The organism is Rhizobium sp. BK313 (assembly GCF_014193655.1).
GTDB lineage: Bacteria > Pseudomonadota > Alphaproteobacteria > Rhizobiales > Rhizobiaceae > Rhizobium.
On sequence record NZ_JACHZQ010000001.1, the window covers coordinates 744,659 to 762,389 of the forward strand.

Genomic DNA, 17,731 nt, shown 5'->3' on the forward strand with positions numbered 1-17,731 from the left:
CTTCAACCTTTGGCGGCTTGCATCTGTCGCCGGCGCCATTCTACGGCGCTCAGGCGATAGAGCACATGGCGCTTCAGCTGTGGATGGGTGGCGGGGATATCCGGATGATCGAAATCTCCGGCCGGATCCAGGTGCATGCCGATCCTTTGCATGACGGCCAAGGCGCGATGATTGTTGTGCACGGTTAGGGATATGATTTCGTCGAGTTCCAGCGTTTCGAAACCATGGCGTAACAAGGCTGCACCGGCCTCGCTGGCATAGCCCTGACGCCAATAGCGGGCTGAAAGTCGCCAGCCGATTTCAACAGCATTTTGGGGCAGGAATGGCTCAAGCTTCGGTTTTGAAAGTCCGGAGAAGCCGATTGGCTCATCGCTCTGTTTCAGTGCCAGTACCAGAAGATCGAAACCGTCTTCCGGCATCAGTCCGCTGATGATGGTGAAGACGGCATCGGCATCCTCGCGGCGGCGGCGAAAGGGAAAGAATTCGAGGACGACAGGATCGGAGCTGAGTTCGTAGAAGAGATCGCGATCGCTTTCCTGGCACGGGCGCAGGACTAGCCGCGGCGTCTCGATGACCGTCATTGCCGGGCACGCCACTCGGCTGCGGTCAAGCGATAGAGCACGTGGCGCCGCAGGTGAGGGTAGGTATCGGGGACACCCGGATGATCAAAATCCCCACCGTCGACCCGATGCATGCCGATCCGCTCCATCACCGACGTCGATCGGATATTGTTGTGAACCGCGAAGGAAACGATCTGATCGAGATCGAGCGTTTCGAAACCATGAGCGAGCAGTGCCCGCGCCGCCTCGCTGGCCAGCCCCTTGCCCCAATACCGCGTTGCCAGCCGCCAGCCGATCTCGACGGTGCCCACCGGGACGAATGGCTCCAGATAATTTGTCTGCGCCAGCCCGCAAAAGCCGATCGTCTCGCCGCTTGCTTTGAGCTCCAGCGCGTAGAAGCCAAGCCCGGTCTCGGCGATCATGGAGTGGACGCGATCGAAAAATGCATCCGCTTCCGCGCGACTGCGGCGGAAAGGAAAGAACTCCATGACCGCATCATCGGAGTTGATCTCGAAGACGAGGTCACGATCCGCGTCGCGCCAGTTGCGGATGACAAGACGTTCGGTTTCGGTAATGATCATAGATCGCATCCAATCGTCTGCATTTTCGCGTTGATACTACGCTTTGATGAAATCCGTCTTCCGATAGCCCTGGATGTAAAGCAGGGCGGTCAGGTCGCCGTGGTCGATGCGCATCTTGGCTTGAGCGGCAACCGTTGGTTTGGCGTGCAGGGCAACGCCTGAGCCGGCGAGTTGCAGCATGCCGAGATCGTTGGCGCCATCGCCAACGGCAAGCGCCTCATCGGTCGATATGCCGATTTTTTCGGCGATGTCGTTGAGCGCATCGACCTTGGCTTGCTTGCCGAGAATGGGTTCGGCGACAAGGCCGGTCAGGATGCCGTTGTCTTCCAGCAGGACGTTGGCGCGGTTCTCGTCGAAATCCAAGGTGGCTGCGATGCGGCTCGTAAAGACGGTGAAGCCGCCGGAAACGAGAGCGGTGTAGTAGCCCTTGGCTTTCATGGTGGCGATCAGTTCCGGCCCCCCGGGGGTCAGGGTGATGCGTTTGGTGATGACGTCATCGACAACGGAGATCGGCAGGCCCTTCAACAGCGCCACGCGCTCGCGCAAAGCGGGCTCGAAAGCGATTTCACCGTTCATGGCGCGAGCAGTGATGTCGGCGACCTTCTCTTTCAGTCCGACTTCGGCCGCCAGTTCGTCGATGCATTCCTGGCCGATCATGGTGGAATCCATATCGGCGATCAGCAATTTCTTGCGGCGCGTTTCCGCGTCCTGGATGACCAGATCGATCGCCGCGCCGCCAATGACGGCGAGAATGCTGGCTTCTGCTGCCTGCAGGTCGGCGCCGTCACGGAACGCAATATCGCATGCGATGCCATCGGCCAGCCAGTAGAGTCCCAGCGCTTTGACGGCGTCCGCCGCCCGCTCGGCAACTGCCGGAATGAGAACGGGGTTTGACGGATTGGCAATAAGCGTGGCAACGAAGGCCATGATCAGAAACCCTATGAGCGATATCGACGCGATCCTGATAACCGGGCCGACCGCCAGCGGCAAGTCCGCACTTGCGGTGGAATTGGCGCGCGCACACGGCGGCGTAGTGGTCAATGCCGACAGCATGCAGGTCTACGACACGCTGCGCGTGCTGACGGCTCGGCCATCCGAAGCGGATATGCAGGGCATTCCGCATCATCTCTACGGCCATGTGCCGGCGGGGCAAGCCTATTCCACCGGCGTATGGCTGCGCGAGGCTGCGGTGCTGGTGGCGCAATTGCGCGAAGAAGGACGGATGCCGGTTTTTGTCGGGGGTACCGGGCTCTATTTCAAGGCCCTGACTGGTGGGCTTTCCGACATGCCCGATATCCCGACAGAGATCCGCAGCCGTCTGAGGGGGCGGCTGTTGAGGGAGGGAGCCGAGGCGCTGCATCGGGAGCTCGTCATTCGCGATCCCGCCGTGGCAGGAAGCCTCAGCCCCCAAGATGGCCAGCGTATCGTGCGTGCCCTGGAAGTGCGCGCAGCGACGGGACAGTCCATCATCGCCTTTCAGGGCAAGACCGGGCCTGTCATTATCGATGCTGATCGTGCGCGAAAGATCGTCGTGCTGCCCGATCGCGCCGTTTTGCATCAGCGCATCAACGGTCGTTTCGAAAAAATGCTCGCCATGGGCGCTGAAGATGAGGTACGGGCGCTGCTGGCCTTGGAACTGCCGGAAGAGATGCCGGTCATGAAGGCGATCGGAGTATCGCAAATTGCGGCGATGCTGCGGGGCGAGATGACGCGTGAAGAGGTTCTAGAAACCGGCGCTGCCGCGACGCGGCAATACGCCAAACGACAGATGACCTGGTTTCGCAATCAGATGGATCAGAGCTGGGAACGCATCAGCCCTTAGCCGGCGTCAATCTTTGTTGTAGAGGCTGCTCAGCGGCTTCTTCAGGATGCTGTCGCGCAAGGACAGGCCCGGTTCACGCCGCACGGACGGCGAAACTTCTTTCGCCGATGCGGACTGATTGCTTGCACCATCATCACTTCGGAACTCGCGACGCAGCTCAGCAAGTCGGCTATCGATCGATGTCTGGAGAGCCGCCGCACCGAAAGCCGGGGCCGTCGCTCGGGGCAGCATGTCGGGCCGATAGGGCTCGATTGGCTGAGCGGCAGTTCTCATCGGTTGTGGCATGGGCGTGGGGGCAGACTGCTCGATATCGTCATCATCAATATCCTCGTCCAAATCGGTGGCTGCGCCACTGGAGGCTGCATAGCTCTGCTGGAAGGCGGAAATATCGGGGCCGGAGATTGAGCGCATGCGGCTGACGATCGTGCGCAGGTCGACGGTATCGGGTGAGTCCTCGCTGACTCTGGCGACGCTGCCATTGGCCTTCGGCAGCAGGTGCTCTTCGACGCGGGAAAAGCGCATACGCATGGGTACGGCTATGGCTTCGCCGAAGGCAATGGCCTCGCCATTGCCGATCGACGAGAGGAAGCTGGTCGTCGAAATCGAAGAGTTCGGGATTGCCGAACGGATGATGTCCTGGTCGCGGTCGTTGGCGAGGCGCATGGCAAACAGCGTTGAGCATTGCGACAGGATTGTCTGGTCGAGTTCGCCTGGACGCTGCGTGATGATGCCGAGCGATACACCGTATTTACGGCCCTCCTTGGCGATACGGGCGATCGCCTGCCGGGTCGGGAGGAAGCCGAGGGTAGGGTCGGCGGGAATATAGCGGTGAGCCTCCTCGCAGACGACAAGCATATGGATCGCGCCCTCGCTCCAGAGCGCCAGTTCAAAGGCCATGCGGCAAAGGACGGAAGCGACGGAATTGACGACTTCGGAAGGGATGCCGGCGAGCTGGAAGGTGCAGATCGGCTTGTCATCGCCGGGAATACGAAAGATTTGCGCGATCGTCTCCATGATCGTGTCGCTGATCGTGTTGTTGGAGAACATGAAATGGTAACGCGGATCGTTGATCGCCGAGATGACGCGCATCTTCAGTGAACGCAGATGCGGCTTTTCCTGCCGCCCTTCGAGCCGGCCGATGCGCTCGTCGATCAGGGCAAGCAGATCGGCCATGCGGTAGGGAACCGGCGTATCCGCCGTTACCGAGCTTTTTTCCGTCTGACGGCGCATCAGCGGCGAGTCGCTGCCGCGAAAGGCGCGTTTCGCCTCCGGAATAATGTCGCGCAGCATGTCCAGTTCGTCCGCGATCGGCGGACGGCCGCGGAAGATGACCTCGGCAAACTCATCGAGGCGCATCAGCCAGAAGGGCAGGTCGAGCGTATCGGTATCGATGACGACGGAATGTTTGGGAAAGGCGGCGGCGAACTCATTGTGCGGATCGAGGATCAGTACGCGCAGTTTGGGATCTGAGATGATCGCCTTGTGCAGCAGCAACGAGACGGCGGTCGATTTTCCGACGCCGGTGGAGCCGACCACGGCGAAATGCTTCGATAGCATCGAAGGAATATGGATGGCGGCATCGATGCTTTCATCTTGCGTCAGCTTGCCGATGACGCAGCTGCTGTCCTTGCCGGCATCGAAAATGCGCATGAGGTCGCTAGCGCGGATGCGGTGGGCGATGGCACCGAGATAGGGGTAGGCAGAGATGCCGCTCGAAAATTCCTCACGGCCGTTTGCTCCGACGTGGACTTCGCCCAGCAATTCCACTTCGATGCGGAAAAGATTGTCCTGCCCTTCGCCCCAGCCGGTGTTGCCGGTGTTCATTGCGTAGACGAGGGCAGCAACGCGATTGGCGCCGACGCTGATCGAGATAAGTTTTCCGACGGACCAAAGTTCTGTCAGATCCGTGCCGCCATCCTCGGCGACCGCAGCGATGGTTGCCCTGGAGCCGCTGCACGCAACAACACGGCCGAGGAAGCGATTTCCCGGCTTCAGATTGTCGCGACGATCAAGGTCCCCAGCTTTGCCGGACGTCTGCAAATCATTGTTGAGCAAACGGCTACTCCCAGCGTTAGGAGGCGTAGCATAGGGAGGGCGGCTTAACAAAACCCTTTCGAGCCCCTCTGCATTTTAAGAGGATCGAGCAAAGCCGCGATTTTTTATTGCGGAATACGTTGACGCTTAGAAATTTTCTGTCTATCACTTCCGCCCATGAAAAACTCGACGGCTCTTATCGTGGTGGGACAGCGCATGGGCAGGATGGTGTAACCATCCGGCGATAGCCACCCATGCGCTAGACGACAGGCTCCCCAGGAGCCTTTTTTTATGCCCGAAATCGAGATTTCACTTTTCCGAACCCTCAGTAGATAGCGGAACAAACGTATGACCGGCAAAGATAATCAAGCGAGCAGCAATCAGATGACAGGCGCGGAGATCGTGCTGCGGGCGCTCAAGGACAATGGCGTCGAACACGTCTTCGGTTATCCAGGCGGCGCGGTTTTGCCGATCTATGACGAAATCTTCCAGCAGGACGATATCCAGCATATCCTCGTGCGCCACGAACAGGGCGCCGGCCATGCGGCAGAAGGTTATGCCCGCTCGACCGGCAAGGTTGGAGTCATGCTGGTCACCTCCGGTCCGGGCGCGACCAATGCCGTCACGCCGCTGCAGGACGCGCTGATGGATTCGATCCCGCTCGTTTGCCTGAGCGGCCAGGTTCCGACGACGCTGATTGGCTCGGACGCTTTCCAGGAATGTGACACCGTCGGCATCACGCGGCCCTGCACCAAGCACAATTGGCTGGTCAAGGACGTCAACCAGCTCGCTGCTGTCATCCACGAAGCCTTCCGCATCGCTCAGTCCGGCCGCCCGGGTCCTGTCGTCGTTGACATTCCAAAGGATGTTCAATTCGCTACCGGCACCTATACGCCGCCGGAATCGCATGACGTCCAGAGGAGCTATCAGCCGAAGGTTCAGGGCGATCTCAACAGGATCACGCAGGCTGTCGAACTGATGGCAAGTGCTCAGCGGCCGATCATCTATTCCGGTGGCGGCGTCGTTAACTCCGGTCCGGAAGCCTCGAAACTGTTGCGCGAGCTGGTCGAGCTGACCGGTTTTCCGATCACTTCGACGCTGATGGGTCTCGGCGCCTATCCGGCATCCGGCAAGAACTGGCTCGGCATGCTCGGTATGCATGGTTCCTACGAAGCCAACATGGCGATGCATGATTGCGATGTCATGGTCTGTATCGGCGCGCGCTTCGACGACCGCATTACCGGCCGCCTGAACGCTTTTTCGCCGAATTCGAAAAAAATCCACATCGACATCGACCCGTCCTCGATCAACAAGAACGTTCACGTCGACATCGGCATCCTCGGCGATGTCGGCAACGTTCTGGAAGATATGGTTCGCCTATGGCGGGCACTGCCGCAGAAGCCGGCGGCCAATCGTCTTGGCGATTGGTGGAAGAATATCGCGCATTGGCGTGCACGCAATTCCTTCGCCTACAAGCCGCACGACGATGTCATTATGCCACAATATGCGGTCCAGCGTCTCTACGAGCTGACCAAGGATCGCGACACCTACATCACTACCGAAGTTGGTCAGCACCAGATGTGGGCGGCGCAATTCTACGGCTTCGAGCAACCAAACCGTTGGATGACCTCGGGCGGTCTCGGCACCATGGGCTACGGCCTGCCGGCCGCTCTCGGCGTACAGATCGCCCATCCGGAAAGCCTGGTCATCGACATTGCCGGCGATGCCTCGATCCAGATGTGCATCCAGGAAATGTCGGCGGCGATCCAGCACAATGCGCCGATCAAGATTTTCATCCTGAACAACCAATATATGGGCATGGTGCGCCAATGGCAGCAGTTGCTGCACGGCAACCGCCTGTCGCACTCCTATACCGAGGCAATGCCGGATTTCGTGAAGCTGGCGGAAGCCTATGGTGCCGTCGGCCTGCGCTGCGAGAAGCCTGGCGACCTCGACGCGGCCATCCAGGAAATGATCGACGTCAAGAAGCCGGTCATTTTCGACTGCCGTGTTGCCAATCTTGCCAATTGCTTTCCGATGATCCCCTCGGGCAAGGCGCATAACGAGATGCTGCTGCCGGACGAAGCCACAGACGAAGCCGTCGCCAATGCCATCGATGCCAAGGGTCGGCAGCTCGTTTGATCGGATCGCCGGGACACGGTAGACTTGCCGTGTCCTGGGCCGCTGGACCAAATCGACATCCAGATCAGCATTGAGCTGGCATCTTGAACATAAGAACCGAGGAAACGGAACAAGGACAATGAATCCACACCTTCAACCCACGGGCTCCGCCTATTTCATTTCGCCGGAAACCGCGGCGGCCGAGAGCCATACGCTTTCGGTGCTGGTCGACAACGAACCCGGCGTGCTTGCCCGCGTCATCGGCCTCTTCTCCGGCCGCGGCTACAACATCGAGAGCCTCACCGTTTCCGAGACCGAGCATCAGGCGCATCTCTCGCGCATTACGGTCGTCACGCGCGGCACGCCGCAGGTGTTGGAGCAGATCAAGGCACAGCTTGAACGCATCGTGCCCGTTCATCGTGTCGTCGACTTGACGGTGCGCGCCCGCGATCTCGGCCAGGAACGGCCGATCGAGCGCGAAGTGGCGTTGCTGAAAGTGGCGGGAAGCGGCGAGACCCGTGCCGAAACGCTGCGTCTGGCCGACGCGTTCCAGGCCAGGGTGGTGGACGCTACCGTCGAGCATTTCATCTTCGAGATCACCGGCAAGTCCTCGAAAATCGACCAGTTCGTGGCGATCATCAAGCCGCTCGGCCTGATCGAAGTTTGCCGCACCGGCATTGCTGCGATGAACCGCGGCCCGCAGGGAATGTGAGGAACGCCCGTCGTTGACCGACCTATCGGCGTCGCGTAGCTTGCGCGGCGCTTTTGAGCGGTCAAGTCTACTATCGATTGAGGTCAGCGGGTGGCGTTTTCTGCCGTGGAAGATTTGCAGGAGATCGCCGAAAAAGGCTGGTATCCGCCAGCCGGGATGCGCCTTGGCGCTACCTTCTACGTCCGCAATGCCTTTCCTTGGCTTGGCCAATACTTTGGGCCGCAGACGATCGCGTCGACCCTGTCGCCTGGCATTGGCGGCATTGTGTCGTGGGGTGGACGAACGCCGGCAAAGACGGCAGCGATGATTTCGCGTCTGAGGGGGTTGCCGCACTGGAACCTTGAGGATGGATTTTTACGCTCGGTGGGCCTCGGAAAAGCCGGCGCCATCCCGCTCTCGATCGTCGTTGACGACCTCGGTTTGCCGGTGGATGCTAGCCGGTCGTCACGCCTGGAACGGTTGATCCAGGGGGCTGACGATGCTCGCATTGGCGAGCTTGGCAAAACCATCCGCGAACAGATCGTCCGTAACAAGCTATCCAAATACAACCATCTGCCGCATGAGGCGCCCGCGATAGAGCGGTCGACGAAGCGCCGTATCCTCCTGGTCGATCAGGTCGTCGGCGATATCTCTGTGGGCAAGGCCCTCGGTTCGAGCGCCTCGTTCGAGCGGATGCTTGCCGATGCGTTGGCAACCGGCGCGCAATGTTTGATCCGGACGCATCCAGATGTCATGGCTGGCCACCGCAAGGGTTATCTGACGACGGCAATTGCCGGCAAGGGTGGTGCGATATTTCTCTATGATGCCGTGTCAGTAGCATCGATTCTTGATGTGGTGGATGAGGTCTGGACGGTCTCCAGCCAGTTTGGCTTTGATGCACTGCTGCGCGGCATTCCTGTCCGTTGCTATGCCGCGCCGTTTTATGCCGGGTGGGGGGTGACGGAAGATCAATTCGGGGTCTACACCAAGGCAGTTCTCGCCGACAAACGAAGCAGGCTGCGGACTGTCGATCAAATTGCCGCCGCCGCCTTCTCGCTTTATCCGACCTATCGCGATCCCGCGAACTGGCGGTTGATCGATATTTTCCAGGCGATCGAGCTGATCGTCGCGGCGCAGAGCGCGCAGGCCCGCGGCTAGAGCATTTCCAGCGGCTTCTTTCGCGGCGGTGGAGGAAAGGCGGCGTCCAGGGTAGCCCAATCCTCGTCGGTGATGTCGAGCGAGACGGCCTCACGGTTTTCTGCAACTCGTTGCGCATTGGAGGTCTTGGGAATGGCGATCACGCCATCGCGCTCCAGCAGGAAAGCGAGTGCGACCTGCGCCGGGGTCGCCTGATAGGTTTTGGCGATGTGGATCAGATCCGGATGATGCGCCAGCCGGCCCTGTTCGATCGGCGAATAGGCCATGATTGGAATCTTGCGCTCCTGGCACCAGGGCAGCAAATCGTACTCGATGCCGCGCCGGCCGAGATTGTAAAGCACCTGATTGGCGGCCACGTTGGCGCCGTTGGGAATCGCCAGCAGTTCCTCCATGTCGTCCAGATCGAAATTCGAAACGCCCCAAGCGCCGATCTTGCCGGCGGCCCTCAGGCTTTCGAACGCGGCCACTGTTTCGGCCAGCGGATACTCTCCACGCCAATGCAGCAGATAAAGATCGATGCGGTCGGTTTTCATCCGCTTCAGGCTGCGTTCGCAAGCTTGGATAGTCCCCTTGCTGCTTGCGTTGTGGGGATAGACCTTGCTGACGAGAAACACCTCATCGCGCCGCCCCTCGATCGCCTTGCCGACGATTTCCTCCGCGCCGCCTTCGCCATACATTTCGGCGGTATCGATCAGCGTCATGCCGAGATCGAGCCCAGCTTTTAGGCTGGCAATCTCTTCCTTGGCACTGGAGGCTTTTTCGCCCATGTTCCATGTGCCCTGGCCGAGCGCGGGAACCGAGATGCCGGAGGGAAGAGTGACGGTCGGAATGGGGTCGTGCATGTCCTGTCCTCAATGCTGGGGGAGGCGAAGGATAAGTGCATTTGTCGGGATTTCAATCGACGCCATTCATGTCACCGTGACAATCACGCTATGGCATTAAAATCTAAGGCGAATTAGGGTCGCGTGACACAGGTGCCGCCGCGGAGATGCGCGTCACAAAAATATTGGGCGTTTCCGTTAAGCGGAAGAGCGGCGTCCGGGGAGGTTATATGGCGCTGGATACTTTTCTGGCTCTTCTATTGTTTGCTTTCACGACATCGATCACGCCTGGGCCCAACAATATGATGCTGTTCTCATCGGGCGTGAATTTCGGCTTCCGCCGCACGATCCCACATATGCTCGGCATAGGCGCCGGTTTTCTGTCGCTGCTGCTTGGCGTTGGGCTGGGTCTGGGAGCGTTGCTGCGCACAGTGCCTTTGCTCTACATGTGCCTGAAATTCGCCGGCGGAGCCTATCTCATCTGGATCGCCTGGAAGATCGCTTCGTCGAGAAGCCTCAGCGAGAAAGAAAGCGGCGTGCAGCCGATGAGTTTCCTGAGCGCCGCGGCCTTTCAATGGGTCAATCCCAAGGCCTGGGTCATGGCGGTGACCGCCATGGCGACCTACACCAATCCGCAGCTCTATCTGGTTAGCGTGCTGCTCGTCGGCCTCGCTTTTGCTGCGGTCAACGTGCCGAGCGTTTCGACCTGGGCGGGTTTTGGCTCGGCCCTGCGCGACTGGCTTTCCGATCCCGTTCGCCTCAAATGGTTCAACATCACCATGGCGATCCTGCTGGTACTCAGCCTCTGGCCGATGTTAAAGTAGTGGTATGGATGGCTTATTGAGCATCAGCCAGAGGATGCCAATCACCGCGAAAAAAGCGGGGAAGCCGCAAGCAAACCAAATGCGATAGAGACGGTGATAGGCTGCTGGCAAGGGCATGTCGGTCGCTGATGCCGCTCGAGCGAGATCGCGCAAACGGACTTGTATCCAGACGACCGGCAGCCAGAAAACTCCAGTCAACACATAGAGCAGCAAGGACAAAGCGATCCATCCTTCTTCGAGAGACCAGCCGATCGACTGCACGAGCAGATAGCCTGTTATTGGCTGAAGGATGACGGCGGTTGCCGTAAAGATCGCATCGGCGATCACGACTGTTCCGGCGACATGTGCGATCAGCTTTGGATCGCCTGTACGATGCGCCATGACCATGAAGAAGGCGATGCCGGCGCCGGTGCCGAAAAGCACTGTGGCGCCGATGACATGCACAAGGCGAAGAAGCTCCTCTGCCAGCATCAGCGTTCCTCCAATACCGCAAGCGTGGCAAATGTCAGCAGGATCGACGGTAGTATTTTGACAAATGGACCGAGCGGATCGAGCCAAAGCGATGGTTCAATCAACGTGCCGCCGGCAAGATAGCCGAACGTGACTCCGAGCATTCCGAGCAATGCCGACCGCGCAAAGGGCCGCACAAGGACAAAGGCGCCAAGGGCTATGTCAAGGAGACAGGTGGTCAGGGTCAAATCCGTTGCCATGCCATCAGGCATAAAGGGCAGAAAGTGCCGGCTTGCGGCTATCGGGGACAGCATCGGGATGATGCCCGACAGCATCCAGAAGAGTGCCAACCCGCTGATCATCAACGGTTTTAATAGGTAGAGGCGCGCAAACCACAAATCCTGAACGCCGGAGGGATTGGCATCCAGCGTTTCGGCTACCGTCGCCAAGGGTCGGCTTGGGAGGTATCGCGCATTCCTTCGGCTGAGAACTCCTTCGGACATCACGGCCATCGCAGTCGACCGCAGCGGCGAGCGCCATCCAAGCCTGCCGGCGATATCAGCCGCTCGCGTTACCGGCTTTGCCAATCCGGTCGGTATCGGCACGAGCCGCGCTGGCGGGAGGCCGAGCCAGTTTCGATGAAGGACGACGAGTTCGCGGAGCGTCAGTGCCTCACCGGCGGCAAGATCGATATCGGTGCCGGATTGGAATTCGCCGGCAATCGCCGCTGAAACGATGGCGGCGACATCATCGACCGAGACCGTCTCGATGGGGCTTTGCGCATGGATGAGAGGCAAGACAACAGGCATGGCAGCAAGCGCGCGTAGCAATGCCGTGCCGCCATGGGCGTTGCGGCCAATAACGAGCGCCGGTCTCAGAATAATGTGGTTGAGACCGCTTGCCGCCAGCGCCTTGTCGGCATTGCGCTTTGTCGCCAGAAACGGCTGGTCTTGGCCTCCGCCTTCCGTGCGCGCGGAAATCTGTACGACGAGTTCGATTGCCGACTTGGAGGCTGCGGCATAGAGCGCCAGCATCGCTCTTTCCTGCGTGGCGGCGAGATCGTCGGAAAGCCCGTCCTGAAGGGCACCGGCGCAGTTGATGACAAGCTGATGGCTGTTTAGCACCCCGTGCCAGTCCGACGGGTCTGTCATCTCGGCCAGATCGGCTTTGATCCAGTCAATCGAAAGGTGTTTTACGCGCGCCCGATCAGGATTGCGGGCAAGGCCAGTGACCATATGCCCATCCTTGCGTAGTCGTGCCACGATCACCGAGCCAATGAAACCAGTTGCACCGAGAATCAAAATCTTCATGCTCGGCAGACTACCCAAACGCGCCAACAAAGGCAGGGGGTTGCGGCATCTGATCGCTGTTGCAACCGGTAAAGAAGGCGCTTGGCGGCCGTATGGCAAAGGCTTAGATCTAAGGCCTATTCGACGGGGAGATTTATTATGCACGATCATGACGACCATCATCACCATGATCATGACAACCACTATTCCGATATGCAGGCCCGCGTGAAAGCGCTGGAGACACTGCTGACGGAAAAGGGGCTGATCGATCCGGCGGCGATCGATGTCATTGTCGAGACCTATGAGACGAAGGTGGGGCCGCGCAACGGGGCGCAGGTGGTGGCGAAAGCTTGGAGCGATCCGGAGTTTGCCGAGTGGTTGAGGCGTGACGCGACAGCGGCAATTGCCAGCCTCGGTTTTACGGGCCGGCAGGGCGAGCATATGCGCGCGGTGTTCAATACGCCGGAAACGCATAATCTGATCGTTTGCACGCTTTGCTCCTGCTATCCTTGGTCCGTGCTCGGCCTGCCGCCGGTCTGGTACAAAGCGCCGGCCTATCGCTCCCGCGCCGTCGTCGACCCCCGCGGCGTGTTGGCCGAATTTGGCCTGACGCTGCCTGAGGGGAAGAAAATTCGGGTATGGGATTCCACGGCGGAACTGCGTTATCTCGTTATCCCTGAGCGCCCTGTTGGTACAGAGGGGTTGAGTGAGGCAGCCTTGGCCAATTTTGTCAGCCGCGATGCCATGATCGGTACGGCGATCGCCAAGGCTCCGGAGGAGGCAATATGAACGGGCCGCACGATCTCGGTGGGCAGATGGGCTTCGGTCCGGTGGCCCCGGAGCCGAACGAACCGGTTTTTCATGCCGAATGGGAAAAGCGCGCGCTCGGCATCACGCTCTCCTGCGGCGCGTTCGGCGCCTGGAGTATCGATGAAAGCCGGCATGCGCGCGAAAATATCCCTCCCGCCGAATACCTTGGCGCCAGCTATTATGAGATCTGGACGCGCGGGGTCGAGATGCTGCTGAAACGGCATGGTTTTGTAACGCACGAGGAGTTGCGACACGGTCGTTCGTCGCAGCAAGGCGCTGTGCCGAAGCGTATCCTGAAAGCCGATATGGTCGCCGGCGCTCTCGCCAAGGGCGGGCCCTGTGATCGGCCGGTCGATGCCGCGCCGCTTTTTGCGGTCGGCGATCGCGTACGGACGAGAAACATCAATCCGACAGGGCATACCCGTTTGCCACGCTATGCGCGAGCCAGGACGGGTGTAGTGGAGGCCGTGCAAGGCTCTTTCGTTTTCCCGGACGACAACGCCCACGGCAAGAGCGAGAATCCACAATGGATCTATACGATCGTTTTCGATGCGCCGGAGATCTGGGGTGAGGGCGCCGATCCAACGCTTAGCATCTCCATCGACGCCTGGGAGAGCTACCTTGAGCGCGCCTGAGACAATATCGCCCCTGGCCCAATCGCCGCAACTACCGAAATCCATCGATGGCGAACCGGTCTTCCCCGAGCCATGGGCGGCGGAGGCTTTTGCCATGACTGTGCATCTGCACGAGAAGGGCTTGTTCAGTTGGGGTGAATGGGCAGAGCAGCTTTCTGCCGAATTGCACAAGCCTGGCCGGGCTGAAGATGGAAGCGATTATTTCGACTGTTGGGTGGCGGCGCTTTCCGGTCTGCTGATCAGCCGCGGCATCGCCGATGCCGGTATGATTCTTGATCTGCAAAAGAGCTGGCAGCGTGCGGCGGAAGCCACACCGCACGGAAAGCCGATTTTGCTGGAGAACGATCCGGAGCGCTGAGTAGTTTACGACGAGAACTGCTTATAGCATTCGTCTGCCACCTGCCTCAGCATGTCCCGTGAGATCTCGCCGGTCACGGCGTAGCCAAGCCTGCCGTCGATCCAGTAGAACGTCTCGACCGTGCCGGTGCTGGCGAAGCGGAAGCTCGTCGTGGTGTTTTCCTTGTTGCTGCCGACGAGCACGGTCAGGCGTTGGCCGGTGGCGTTCTCATACATGAAAAGCGCGCCAGGCACGCCGTTGATTGGCAACAGCCGCCCGCCAACAAGCTGGAAACCGAGCGTCTGCAGGGCCGGCACCTTAAGACCGGCGACATTCATGCGTTTGCCAAGCCAGGTGGCAAGATGCGCCTCCTGATCCGCGCCGACCTCTACCGGGTGGCGGACATCACTGGCGTAGACGACGAATGCCGATTGCGCCTGCCGCGGCAGGGCTTCGATGCCGGTCAGGCGAATATCCGGCCGCGTCAGAAGCTGCGGGCCGAAATGGCCGGCGGCAGCGCCGACCAGGAAGATTGCCAGAGAGGCGGCGGCCGTCGACAACCAGCGGAACCGGCGTGCCGTTGCGGCCGGCGCAGGCGCAGGGGTGGGCAATACCAGTTCGCGGTCGCCTTCCTTCGAGGTTTCGTATTGCGCAAACAGGGACTTGATACCCGCGTTTTGCGCCTGCCAGGCGGCGATCATATCCGCTTGCTCGGGATTTTCGGCAAGCCAGGCTTCCAGCCGCGCGTGATCGCCCGGGGGCAGCAGTCCGTCAGCAAAGGCGTGGAGATCCGCTTCGGTCACGATCGGGTTACGTTCGCTCATTTCGGTCTCCGAAGCGCAATGACATTATCGGCATTCATCAGGTTGGTCATTTTCCGGCGCGCTCGCGACAGGCGCGACATCACGGTGCCGATCGGGATATCCAGCGCGGTGGCGACGTCCTGATAGCTGTAGCCTTCGACCACGACCAGCATCAGCACGGCGCGGTATTCCTCTCCGAGGCTGTTTAATGCCGCTTCCAATCGCGAGCGTTCCAAAGGATCATTGCTGGTCTCTGCTGCCGGCAGATCGGTGCTGTCGTCAAGATCGACAAAGCTCCGGTCGCCTTGCTGACGCAGGTCGTTGCGGTAGAGATTGGTCATGATGGTGAGCACCCAGCCGCGCAGATTCAGCCCGCGCCACTGGCTGCGCCGCGCCAGCACCTTTTCCACGCAATCGTGAAGAAGGTCTTCGCCATCGGCGTCGGAGCGGGTGAGGCTGCGCGAATAGCGCCTCAGCGAGGGGAGAAGCGCCAGCATCTCGGCCTCGAAGCTGTCGGGTGCGGAGGAGGTCCCCCCCGCATCCCGGTCGGTCCGATCAGGGCCGTGCGGCATCCCACACACCCTTAAAGCCGTCGCCGGCGACATCGCCAGCCTTGGCATCCTTGACAAAGAAATAGAGCGGCATGCCGTCCTTCGCCCATTGCTTCTTCCCGTCCTTGCGGGTGATGATCGAATATGCGCCTTCTGCCTTGGCTTTGCTATCGGCCATCAGCGGCGGCCATGCCTTCGCGCAATCGTCATTGCAATTGGAGACATCCTTCTTGTCGTTCTTGAAGGTGTAGAGCGTCATGCCGTTTTCGCCGGTCAGAACCTTGCCCTTGGCGGTTTCGCCGGTCTTTACCGGGGCGGCGGCGAAGGCGGAGGTGGCGGCGGCCGAAGCCATGATCAGGATCGGCAAGAATTTCGCGGCTTTCATGATGTTTCTCCTCGGAATGGTAGACACCTATGGTCTAGGCCCCACGTTTTTGCGTTGCCGGACATGAGACACGAATCGCCTCGATTTTATTCCCAATAAATCGCGATCTTTTACCGCTTGCTTCTGCTGGCCGAATCCTGCCAAGTCGGCCGCATGCAATTCGCGCCACAACAAGACGAAGCGCTCAAGGCCGTTGCCAAGTGGCTGAAGGAGAGGCGCTCGCCGCTGTTTCGCTTGTTCGGCTATGCCGGTACGGGCAAGACTACGCTTGCGCGGCATTTTGCCGAGCATGTCGACGGCGATGTGCTGTTTGCCGCCTTCACCGGCAAGGCGGCGCAGGTGCTGCGCTCACGCGGCGCCAGCAACGCCAAGACGATCCATTCGCTGATCTATCGTCCGCGCGGTGAGGAGGCCGTCGAGGATGAGGAGACCGGCAAAACATCAATCGCGCCGATGTTCACCATCAACAGGCAGAGCCCGGTCGCCAAGGCGGCGCTGATCGTCGTCGACGAATGTTCGATGGTCGATGAAGCGCTTGGCAAGGACCTGATGAGCTTCGGCACACCGATCCTCGTGCTCGGCGACCCCGGTCAGTTGCCGCCGGTCTCGGGCGGCGGTTTCTTCACCAATGAGGAGCCGGATTATCTGTTGACGGACATTCATCGTCAGGCGCGAGACAATCCGATCATTCAGCTCGCGATGCATGTCCGAGAGGGCAAGGAGATCATGCATGGCGATTACGGCACGGCGCAGGTGATTTCGAAGAACGAGGTCACGCAGCCGCTGGTGCTGGAGGCCGACCAAGTGCTGGTCGGCACCAATCGCACCCGCCGGCGTTACAATCAGCGTCTGCGCGAGCTCAAGGGCTTCAGCACCGAATATCCGCAATCCGGCGATAAGCTGGTCTGCCTGCGCAACGACCCCGCCAAGGGTTTGCTCAACGGCTCGCTTTGGCAGGTGATGACGTCTTCGCGGGAAACGACCAAGCCGGGCATCAATCTGCTTGTGCGGCCGGAAGACGACGACATGGATCGGGGTGCCGCGAAGATCAAGCTGCTGAAACAGGCTTTCGAGGATGTCGAGGGCGAAATTCCCTGGTCGACACGCAAGCGCTACGATGAATTCGATTACGGCTATGCGCTGACCGTGCATAAAGCGCAGGGTTCGCAGTGGAATAATGTGGTGCTATTCGATGAAAGCTGGGCGTTCCGCGATACGCGCGAGCGCTGGCTCTACACGGCGATCACACGCGCCGCGGAGACGCTGACGATCGTCCGGTAAAGCTTCTGTGTTCACCTTTGTACCGTCGAGGAGAATGGCCATTGCGCCGTGCGTATGCAATCGGCGTTGTGCCCGTGAAGATCAGATGTCATCGCCGCGGGTGTCTAGCGCTTCCGCTGCGCTGTCATAATCGAGGAGATCGGTGACTTTCTGCATTTGCCGATTCAATGCCGACATTTCAGCAATGAGTTCGCGTTTGCGGTGGTTGAGGGCTGTGCGGAAGATGGCCTCGGCTTCGTCAGGCGTTTCCGCCTCATCGAGTTTTTCCATGATCTCCTGAATGACGGCGATCGACATGCCCGTTTCACGGCAGACGGTGATGACGGCCATGCGAAGCACATCGTCGGTGCCGTAGATGCGCATCAGCCCATGGCGATCGGCCGAGATCAGCCGCTTTTCCTCGTAGAAGTGCAGCGTCCTGTGGGTCACATTGAAAGCACTAGCCATATCAGCAATGGCGACCGCCCCTTCCGGCAGGTTGGAGGGAAGTGCCGACTCAGGCAGAAACCGGTACTTGGCGCGCGCCTCTGAAACAAGATTGGCGGCAGCAAACGGACGTTTGGAACCGTCAGACATGA

General features: G+C 59.9%; 19 protein-coding genes and 1 pseudogene. 9 read left to right on the forward strand and 11 right to left on the reverse strand.

The features are described 5' to 3' along the window. Positions 1-2: 2 nt before the first annotated feature. Genes FHT86_RS03510 through serB form a run of 3 tightly spaced genes read right to left on the reverse strand, consistent with a single transcriptional unit; the run spans position 3 to position 2,068 of the window. Complete coding sequence (locus FHT86_RS03510; RefSeq protein WP_133705549.1) at positions 3-581, reverse strand: GNAT family N-acetyltransferase; 579 nt, start codon at positions 579-581, stop codon at positions 3-5. Then, positions 578-1,141 carry a GNAT family N-acetyltransferase gene (locus FHT86_RS03515; protein ID WP_133705550.1) on the reverse strand — a complete coding sequence of 188 codons (564 nt, stop codon included), beginning with the start codon at positions 1,139-1,141 and terminating at the stop codon, positions 578-580. The genes FHT86_RS03510 and FHT86_RS03515 overlap by 4 nt, the downstream gene beginning before the upstream one ends. 36 nt (positions 1,142-1,177) lie before the next feature. Then, positions 1,178-2,068, reverse strand: a complete 891-nt coding sequence (gene serB, locus FHT86_RS03520) for a phosphoserine phosphatase SerB (RefSeq protein WP_133705551.1) — start codon at positions 2,066-2,068, stop codon at positions 1,178-1,180. Between the two features lie 13 nt (positions 2,069-2,081). On the opposite strand from serB, the gene miaA reads away from it, so the two are divergent. Further along, positions 2,082-2,963 carry a tRNA (adenosine(37)-N6)-dimethylallyltransferase MiaA gene (gene miaA, locus FHT86_RS03525; RefSeq protein WP_409527562.1) on the forward strand — a complete coding sequence of 294 codons (882 nt, stop codon included), beginning with the start codon at positions 2,082-2,084 and terminating at the stop codon, positions 2,961-2,963. Between the two features lie 6 nt (positions 2,964-2,969). Here miaA and FHT86_RS03530 read toward each other — a convergent pair whose 3' ends face one another. After that, positions 2,970-5,018 (reverse strand): ATP-binding protein, encoded by a 2,049-nt coding sequence (locus tag FHT86_RS03530; RefSeq protein WP_133705553.1) that lies wholly within the window; start codon positions 5,016-5,018, stop codon positions 2,970-2,972. A gap of 327 nt (positions 5,019-5,345) precedes the next feature. Here FHT86_RS03530 and FHT86_RS03535 point away from each other — a divergent pair, with 327 nt between their 5' ends. From FHT86_RS03535 to FHT86_RS03545, 3 genes are all read left to right on the forward strand, one after another. Next, complete coding sequence (locus tag FHT86_RS03535; RefSeq protein WP_133705554.1) at positions 5,346-7,139, forward strand: acetolactate synthase 3 large subunit; 1,794 nt, start codon at positions 5,346-5,348, stop codon at positions 7,137-7,139. Positions 7,140-7,257: 118 nt separating this feature from the next. After that, entirely contained in the window at positions 7,258-7,830 is a 573-nt protein-coding gene (gene ilvN / locus FHT86_RS03540) for an acetolactate synthase small subunit (protein ID WP_133705555.1), read from the forward strand. Positions 7,831-7,935: 105 nt separating this feature from the next. Further along, the gene (locus FHT86_RS03545) at positions 7,936-8,967 is read left to right on the forward strand and encodes a capsular biosynthesis protein (protein ID WP_312862254.1); all 1,032 of its coding nucleotides are present in this window, start codon (positions 7,936-7,938) and stop codon (positions 8,965-8,967) included. Here FHT86_RS03545 and FHT86_RS03550 read toward each other — a convergent pair. After that, positions 8,964-9,809, reverse strand: a complete 846-nt coding sequence (locus FHT86_RS03550; RefSeq protein WP_133705556.1) for an aldo/keto reductase — start codon at positions 9,807-9,809, stop codon at positions 8,964-8,966. The two genes, FHT86_RS03545 and FHT86_RS03550, sit on opposite strands and share 4 nt — an antisense overlap. 209 nt (positions 9,810-10,018) lie before the next feature. Here FHT86_RS03550 and FHT86_RS03555 point away from each other — a divergent pair, with 209 nt between their 5' ends. Then, positions 10,019-10,612 (forward strand): LysE family translocator, encoded by a 594-nt coding sequence (locus FHT86_RS03555; RefSeq protein ID WP_133705557.1) that lies wholly within the window; start codon positions 10,019-10,021, stop codon positions 10,610-10,612. Here the strand turns inward: FHT86_RS03555 and FHT86_RS03560 are convergent. Both FHT86_RS03560 and FHT86_RS03565 read right to left on the reverse strand, forming a co-directional pair. Beyond that, positions 10,604-11,080 carry a DUF2269 domain-containing protein gene (locus tag FHT86_RS03560; protein ID WP_133707057.1) on the reverse strand — a complete coding sequence of 159 codons (477 nt, stop codon included), beginning with the start codon at positions 11,078-11,080 and terminating at the stop codon, positions 10,604-10,606. The genes FHT86_RS03555 and FHT86_RS03560 overlap by 9 nt on opposite strands. A gap of 2 nt (positions 11,081-11,082) precedes the next feature. Further along, positions 11,083-12,372, reverse strand: coding sequence for an SDR family oxidoreductase (locus tag FHT86_RS03565; protein WP_133705558.1), 1,290 nt, complete (start codon positions 12,370-12,372; stop codon positions 11,083-11,085). A 138-nt stretch (positions 12,373-12,510) separates the two neighbouring features. Here FHT86_RS03565 and nthA point away from each other — a divergent pair, with 138 nt between their 5' ends. Genes nthA through FHT86_RS03580 form a run of 3 tightly spaced genes read left to right on the forward strand, consistent with a single transcriptional unit; the run spans position 12,511 to position 14,154 of the window. After that, on the forward strand, positions 12,511-13,140 hold the full coding sequence (nthA, locus tag FHT86_RS03570; protein ID WP_133705559.1) for a nitrile hydratase subunit alpha: 630 nt from the start codon (positions 12,511-12,513) through the stop codon (positions 13,138-13,140). Further along, positions 13,137-13,796, forward strand: a complete 660-nt coding sequence (gene nthB, locus FHT86_RS03575) for a nitrile hydratase subunit beta (protein WP_133705560.1) — start codon at positions 13,137-13,139, stop codon at positions 13,794-13,796. The genes nthA and nthB overlap by 4 nt, the downstream gene beginning before the upstream one ends. After that, entirely contained in the window at positions 13,783-14,154 is a 372-nt protein-coding gene (locus tag FHT86_RS03580) for a nitrile hydratase accessory protein (RefSeq protein ID WP_133705561.1), read from the forward strand. Before nthB ends, FHT86_RS03580 begins: the two co-directional genes overlap by 14 nt. A gap of 5 nt (positions 14,155-14,159) precedes the next feature. On the opposite strand, the gene FHT86_RS03585 is transcribed toward FHT86_RS03580, so the two are convergent. The 3 genes from FHT86_RS03585 to FHT86_RS03595 are packed head-to-tail and all read right to left on the reverse strand — an operon-like array spanning position 14,160 to position 15,872. Then, positions 14,160-14,957, reverse strand: coding sequence for an anti-sigma factor (locus FHT86_RS03585; RefSeq protein WP_133705562.1), 798 nt, complete (start codon positions 14,955-14,957; stop codon positions 14,160-14,162). After that, on the reverse strand, positions 14,954-15,508 hold the full coding sequence (locus FHT86_RS03590) for an RNA polymerase sigma factor (RefSeq protein WP_133705563.1): 555 nt from the start codon (positions 15,506-15,508) through the stop codon (positions 14,954-14,956). The genes FHT86_RS03585 and FHT86_RS03590 overlap by 4 nt, the downstream gene beginning before the upstream one ends. Then, the gene (locus FHT86_RS03595; RefSeq protein WP_133705564.1) at positions 15,492-15,872 is read right to left on the reverse strand and encodes a hypothetical protein; all 381 of its coding nucleotides are present in this window, start codon (positions 15,870-15,872) and stop codon (positions 15,492-15,494) included. The genes FHT86_RS03590 and FHT86_RS03595 overlap by 17 nt, the downstream gene beginning before the upstream one ends. 153 nt (positions 15,873-16,025) lie before the next feature. Between FHT86_RS03595 and FHT86_RS03600 the strand changes: the two genes are divergently transcribed. Further along, entirely contained in the window at positions 16,026-17,153 is a 1,128-nt protein-coding gene (locus tag FHT86_RS03600) for an ATP-dependent RecD-like DNA helicase (RefSeq protein ID WP_133705565.1), read from the forward strand. A gap of 111 nt (positions 17,154-17,264) precedes the next feature. Here the strand turns inward: FHT86_RS03600 and FHT86_RS03605 are convergent. Continuing rightward, positions 17,265-17,729 (reverse strand): annotated as a pseudogene (locus tag FHT86_RS03605) (MerR family transcriptional regulator); the annotation flags it as partial. Between the last annotated feature and the right edge of the window lie 2 nt (positions 17,730-17,731).

What these genes read in the sequence shown, in the direction of transcription:
- FHT86_RS03590 (WP_133705563.1), bottom strand. Translation starts at nt 15,508, where the DNA reads ATGCCGCACGGCCCTGATCGGACCGACCGGGATGCGGGGGGGACCTCC.
- FHT86_RS03515 (WP_133705550.1), bottom strand. Translation starts at nt 1,141, where the DNA reads ATGATCATTACCGAAACCGAACGTCTTGTCATCCGCAACTGGCGCGAC.
- miaA (WP_409527562.1), top strand. Translation starts at nt 2,082, where the DNA reads ATGAGCGATATCGACGCGATCCTGATAACCGGGCCGACCGCCAGCGGC.
- FHT86_RS03585 (WP_133705562.1), bottom strand. Translation starts at nt 14,957, where the DNA reads ATGAGCGAACGTAACCCGATCGTGACCGAAGCGGATCTCCACGCCTTT.
- FHT86_RS03565 (WP_133705558.1), bottom strand. Translation starts at nt 12,372, where the DNA reads ATGAAGATTTTGATTCTCGGTGCAACTGGTTTCATTGGCTCGGTGATC.
- FHT86_RS03535 (WP_133705554.1), top strand. Translation starts at nt 5,346, where the DNA reads ATGACCGGCAAAGATAATCAAGCGAGCAGCAATCAGATGACAGGCGCG.
- nthA (WP_133705559.1), top strand. Translation starts at nt 12,511, where the DNA reads ATGCACGATCATGACGACCATCATCACCATGATCATGACAACCACTAT.
- FHT86_RS03550 (WP_133705556.1), bottom strand. Translation starts at nt 9,809, where the DNA reads ATGCACGACCCCATTCCGACCGTCACTCTTCCCTCCGGCATCTCGGTT.
- FHT86_RS03595 (WP_133705564.1), bottom strand. Translation starts at nt 15,872, where the DNA reads ATGAAAGCCGCGAAATTCTTGCCGATCCTGATCATGGCTTCGGCCGCC.
- serB (WP_133705551.1), bottom strand. Translation starts at nt 2,068, where the DNA reads ATGGCCTTCGTTGCCACGCTTATTGCCAATCCGTCAAACCCCGTTCTC.
- FHT86_RS03555 (WP_133705557.1), top strand. Translation starts at nt 10,019, where the DNA reads ATGGCGCTGGATACTTTTCTGGCTCTTCTATTGTTTGCTTTCACGACA.
- FHT86_RS03600 (WP_133705565.1), top strand. Translation starts at nt 16,026, where the DNA reads ATGCAATTCGCGCCACAACAAGACGAAGCGCTCAAGGCCGTTGCCAAG.
- nthB (WP_133705560.1), top strand. Translation starts at nt 13,137, where the DNA reads ATGAACGGGCCGCACGATCTCGGTGGGCAGATGGGCTTCGGTCCGGTG.
- FHT86_RS03510 (WP_133705549.1), bottom strand. Translation starts at nt 581, where the DNA reads ATGACGGTCATCGAGACGCCGCGGCTAGTCCTGCGCCCGTGCCAGGAA.
- ilvN (WP_133705555.1), top strand. Translation starts at nt 7,258, where the DNA reads ATGAATCCACACCTTCAACCCACGGGCTCCGCCTATTTCATTTCGCCG.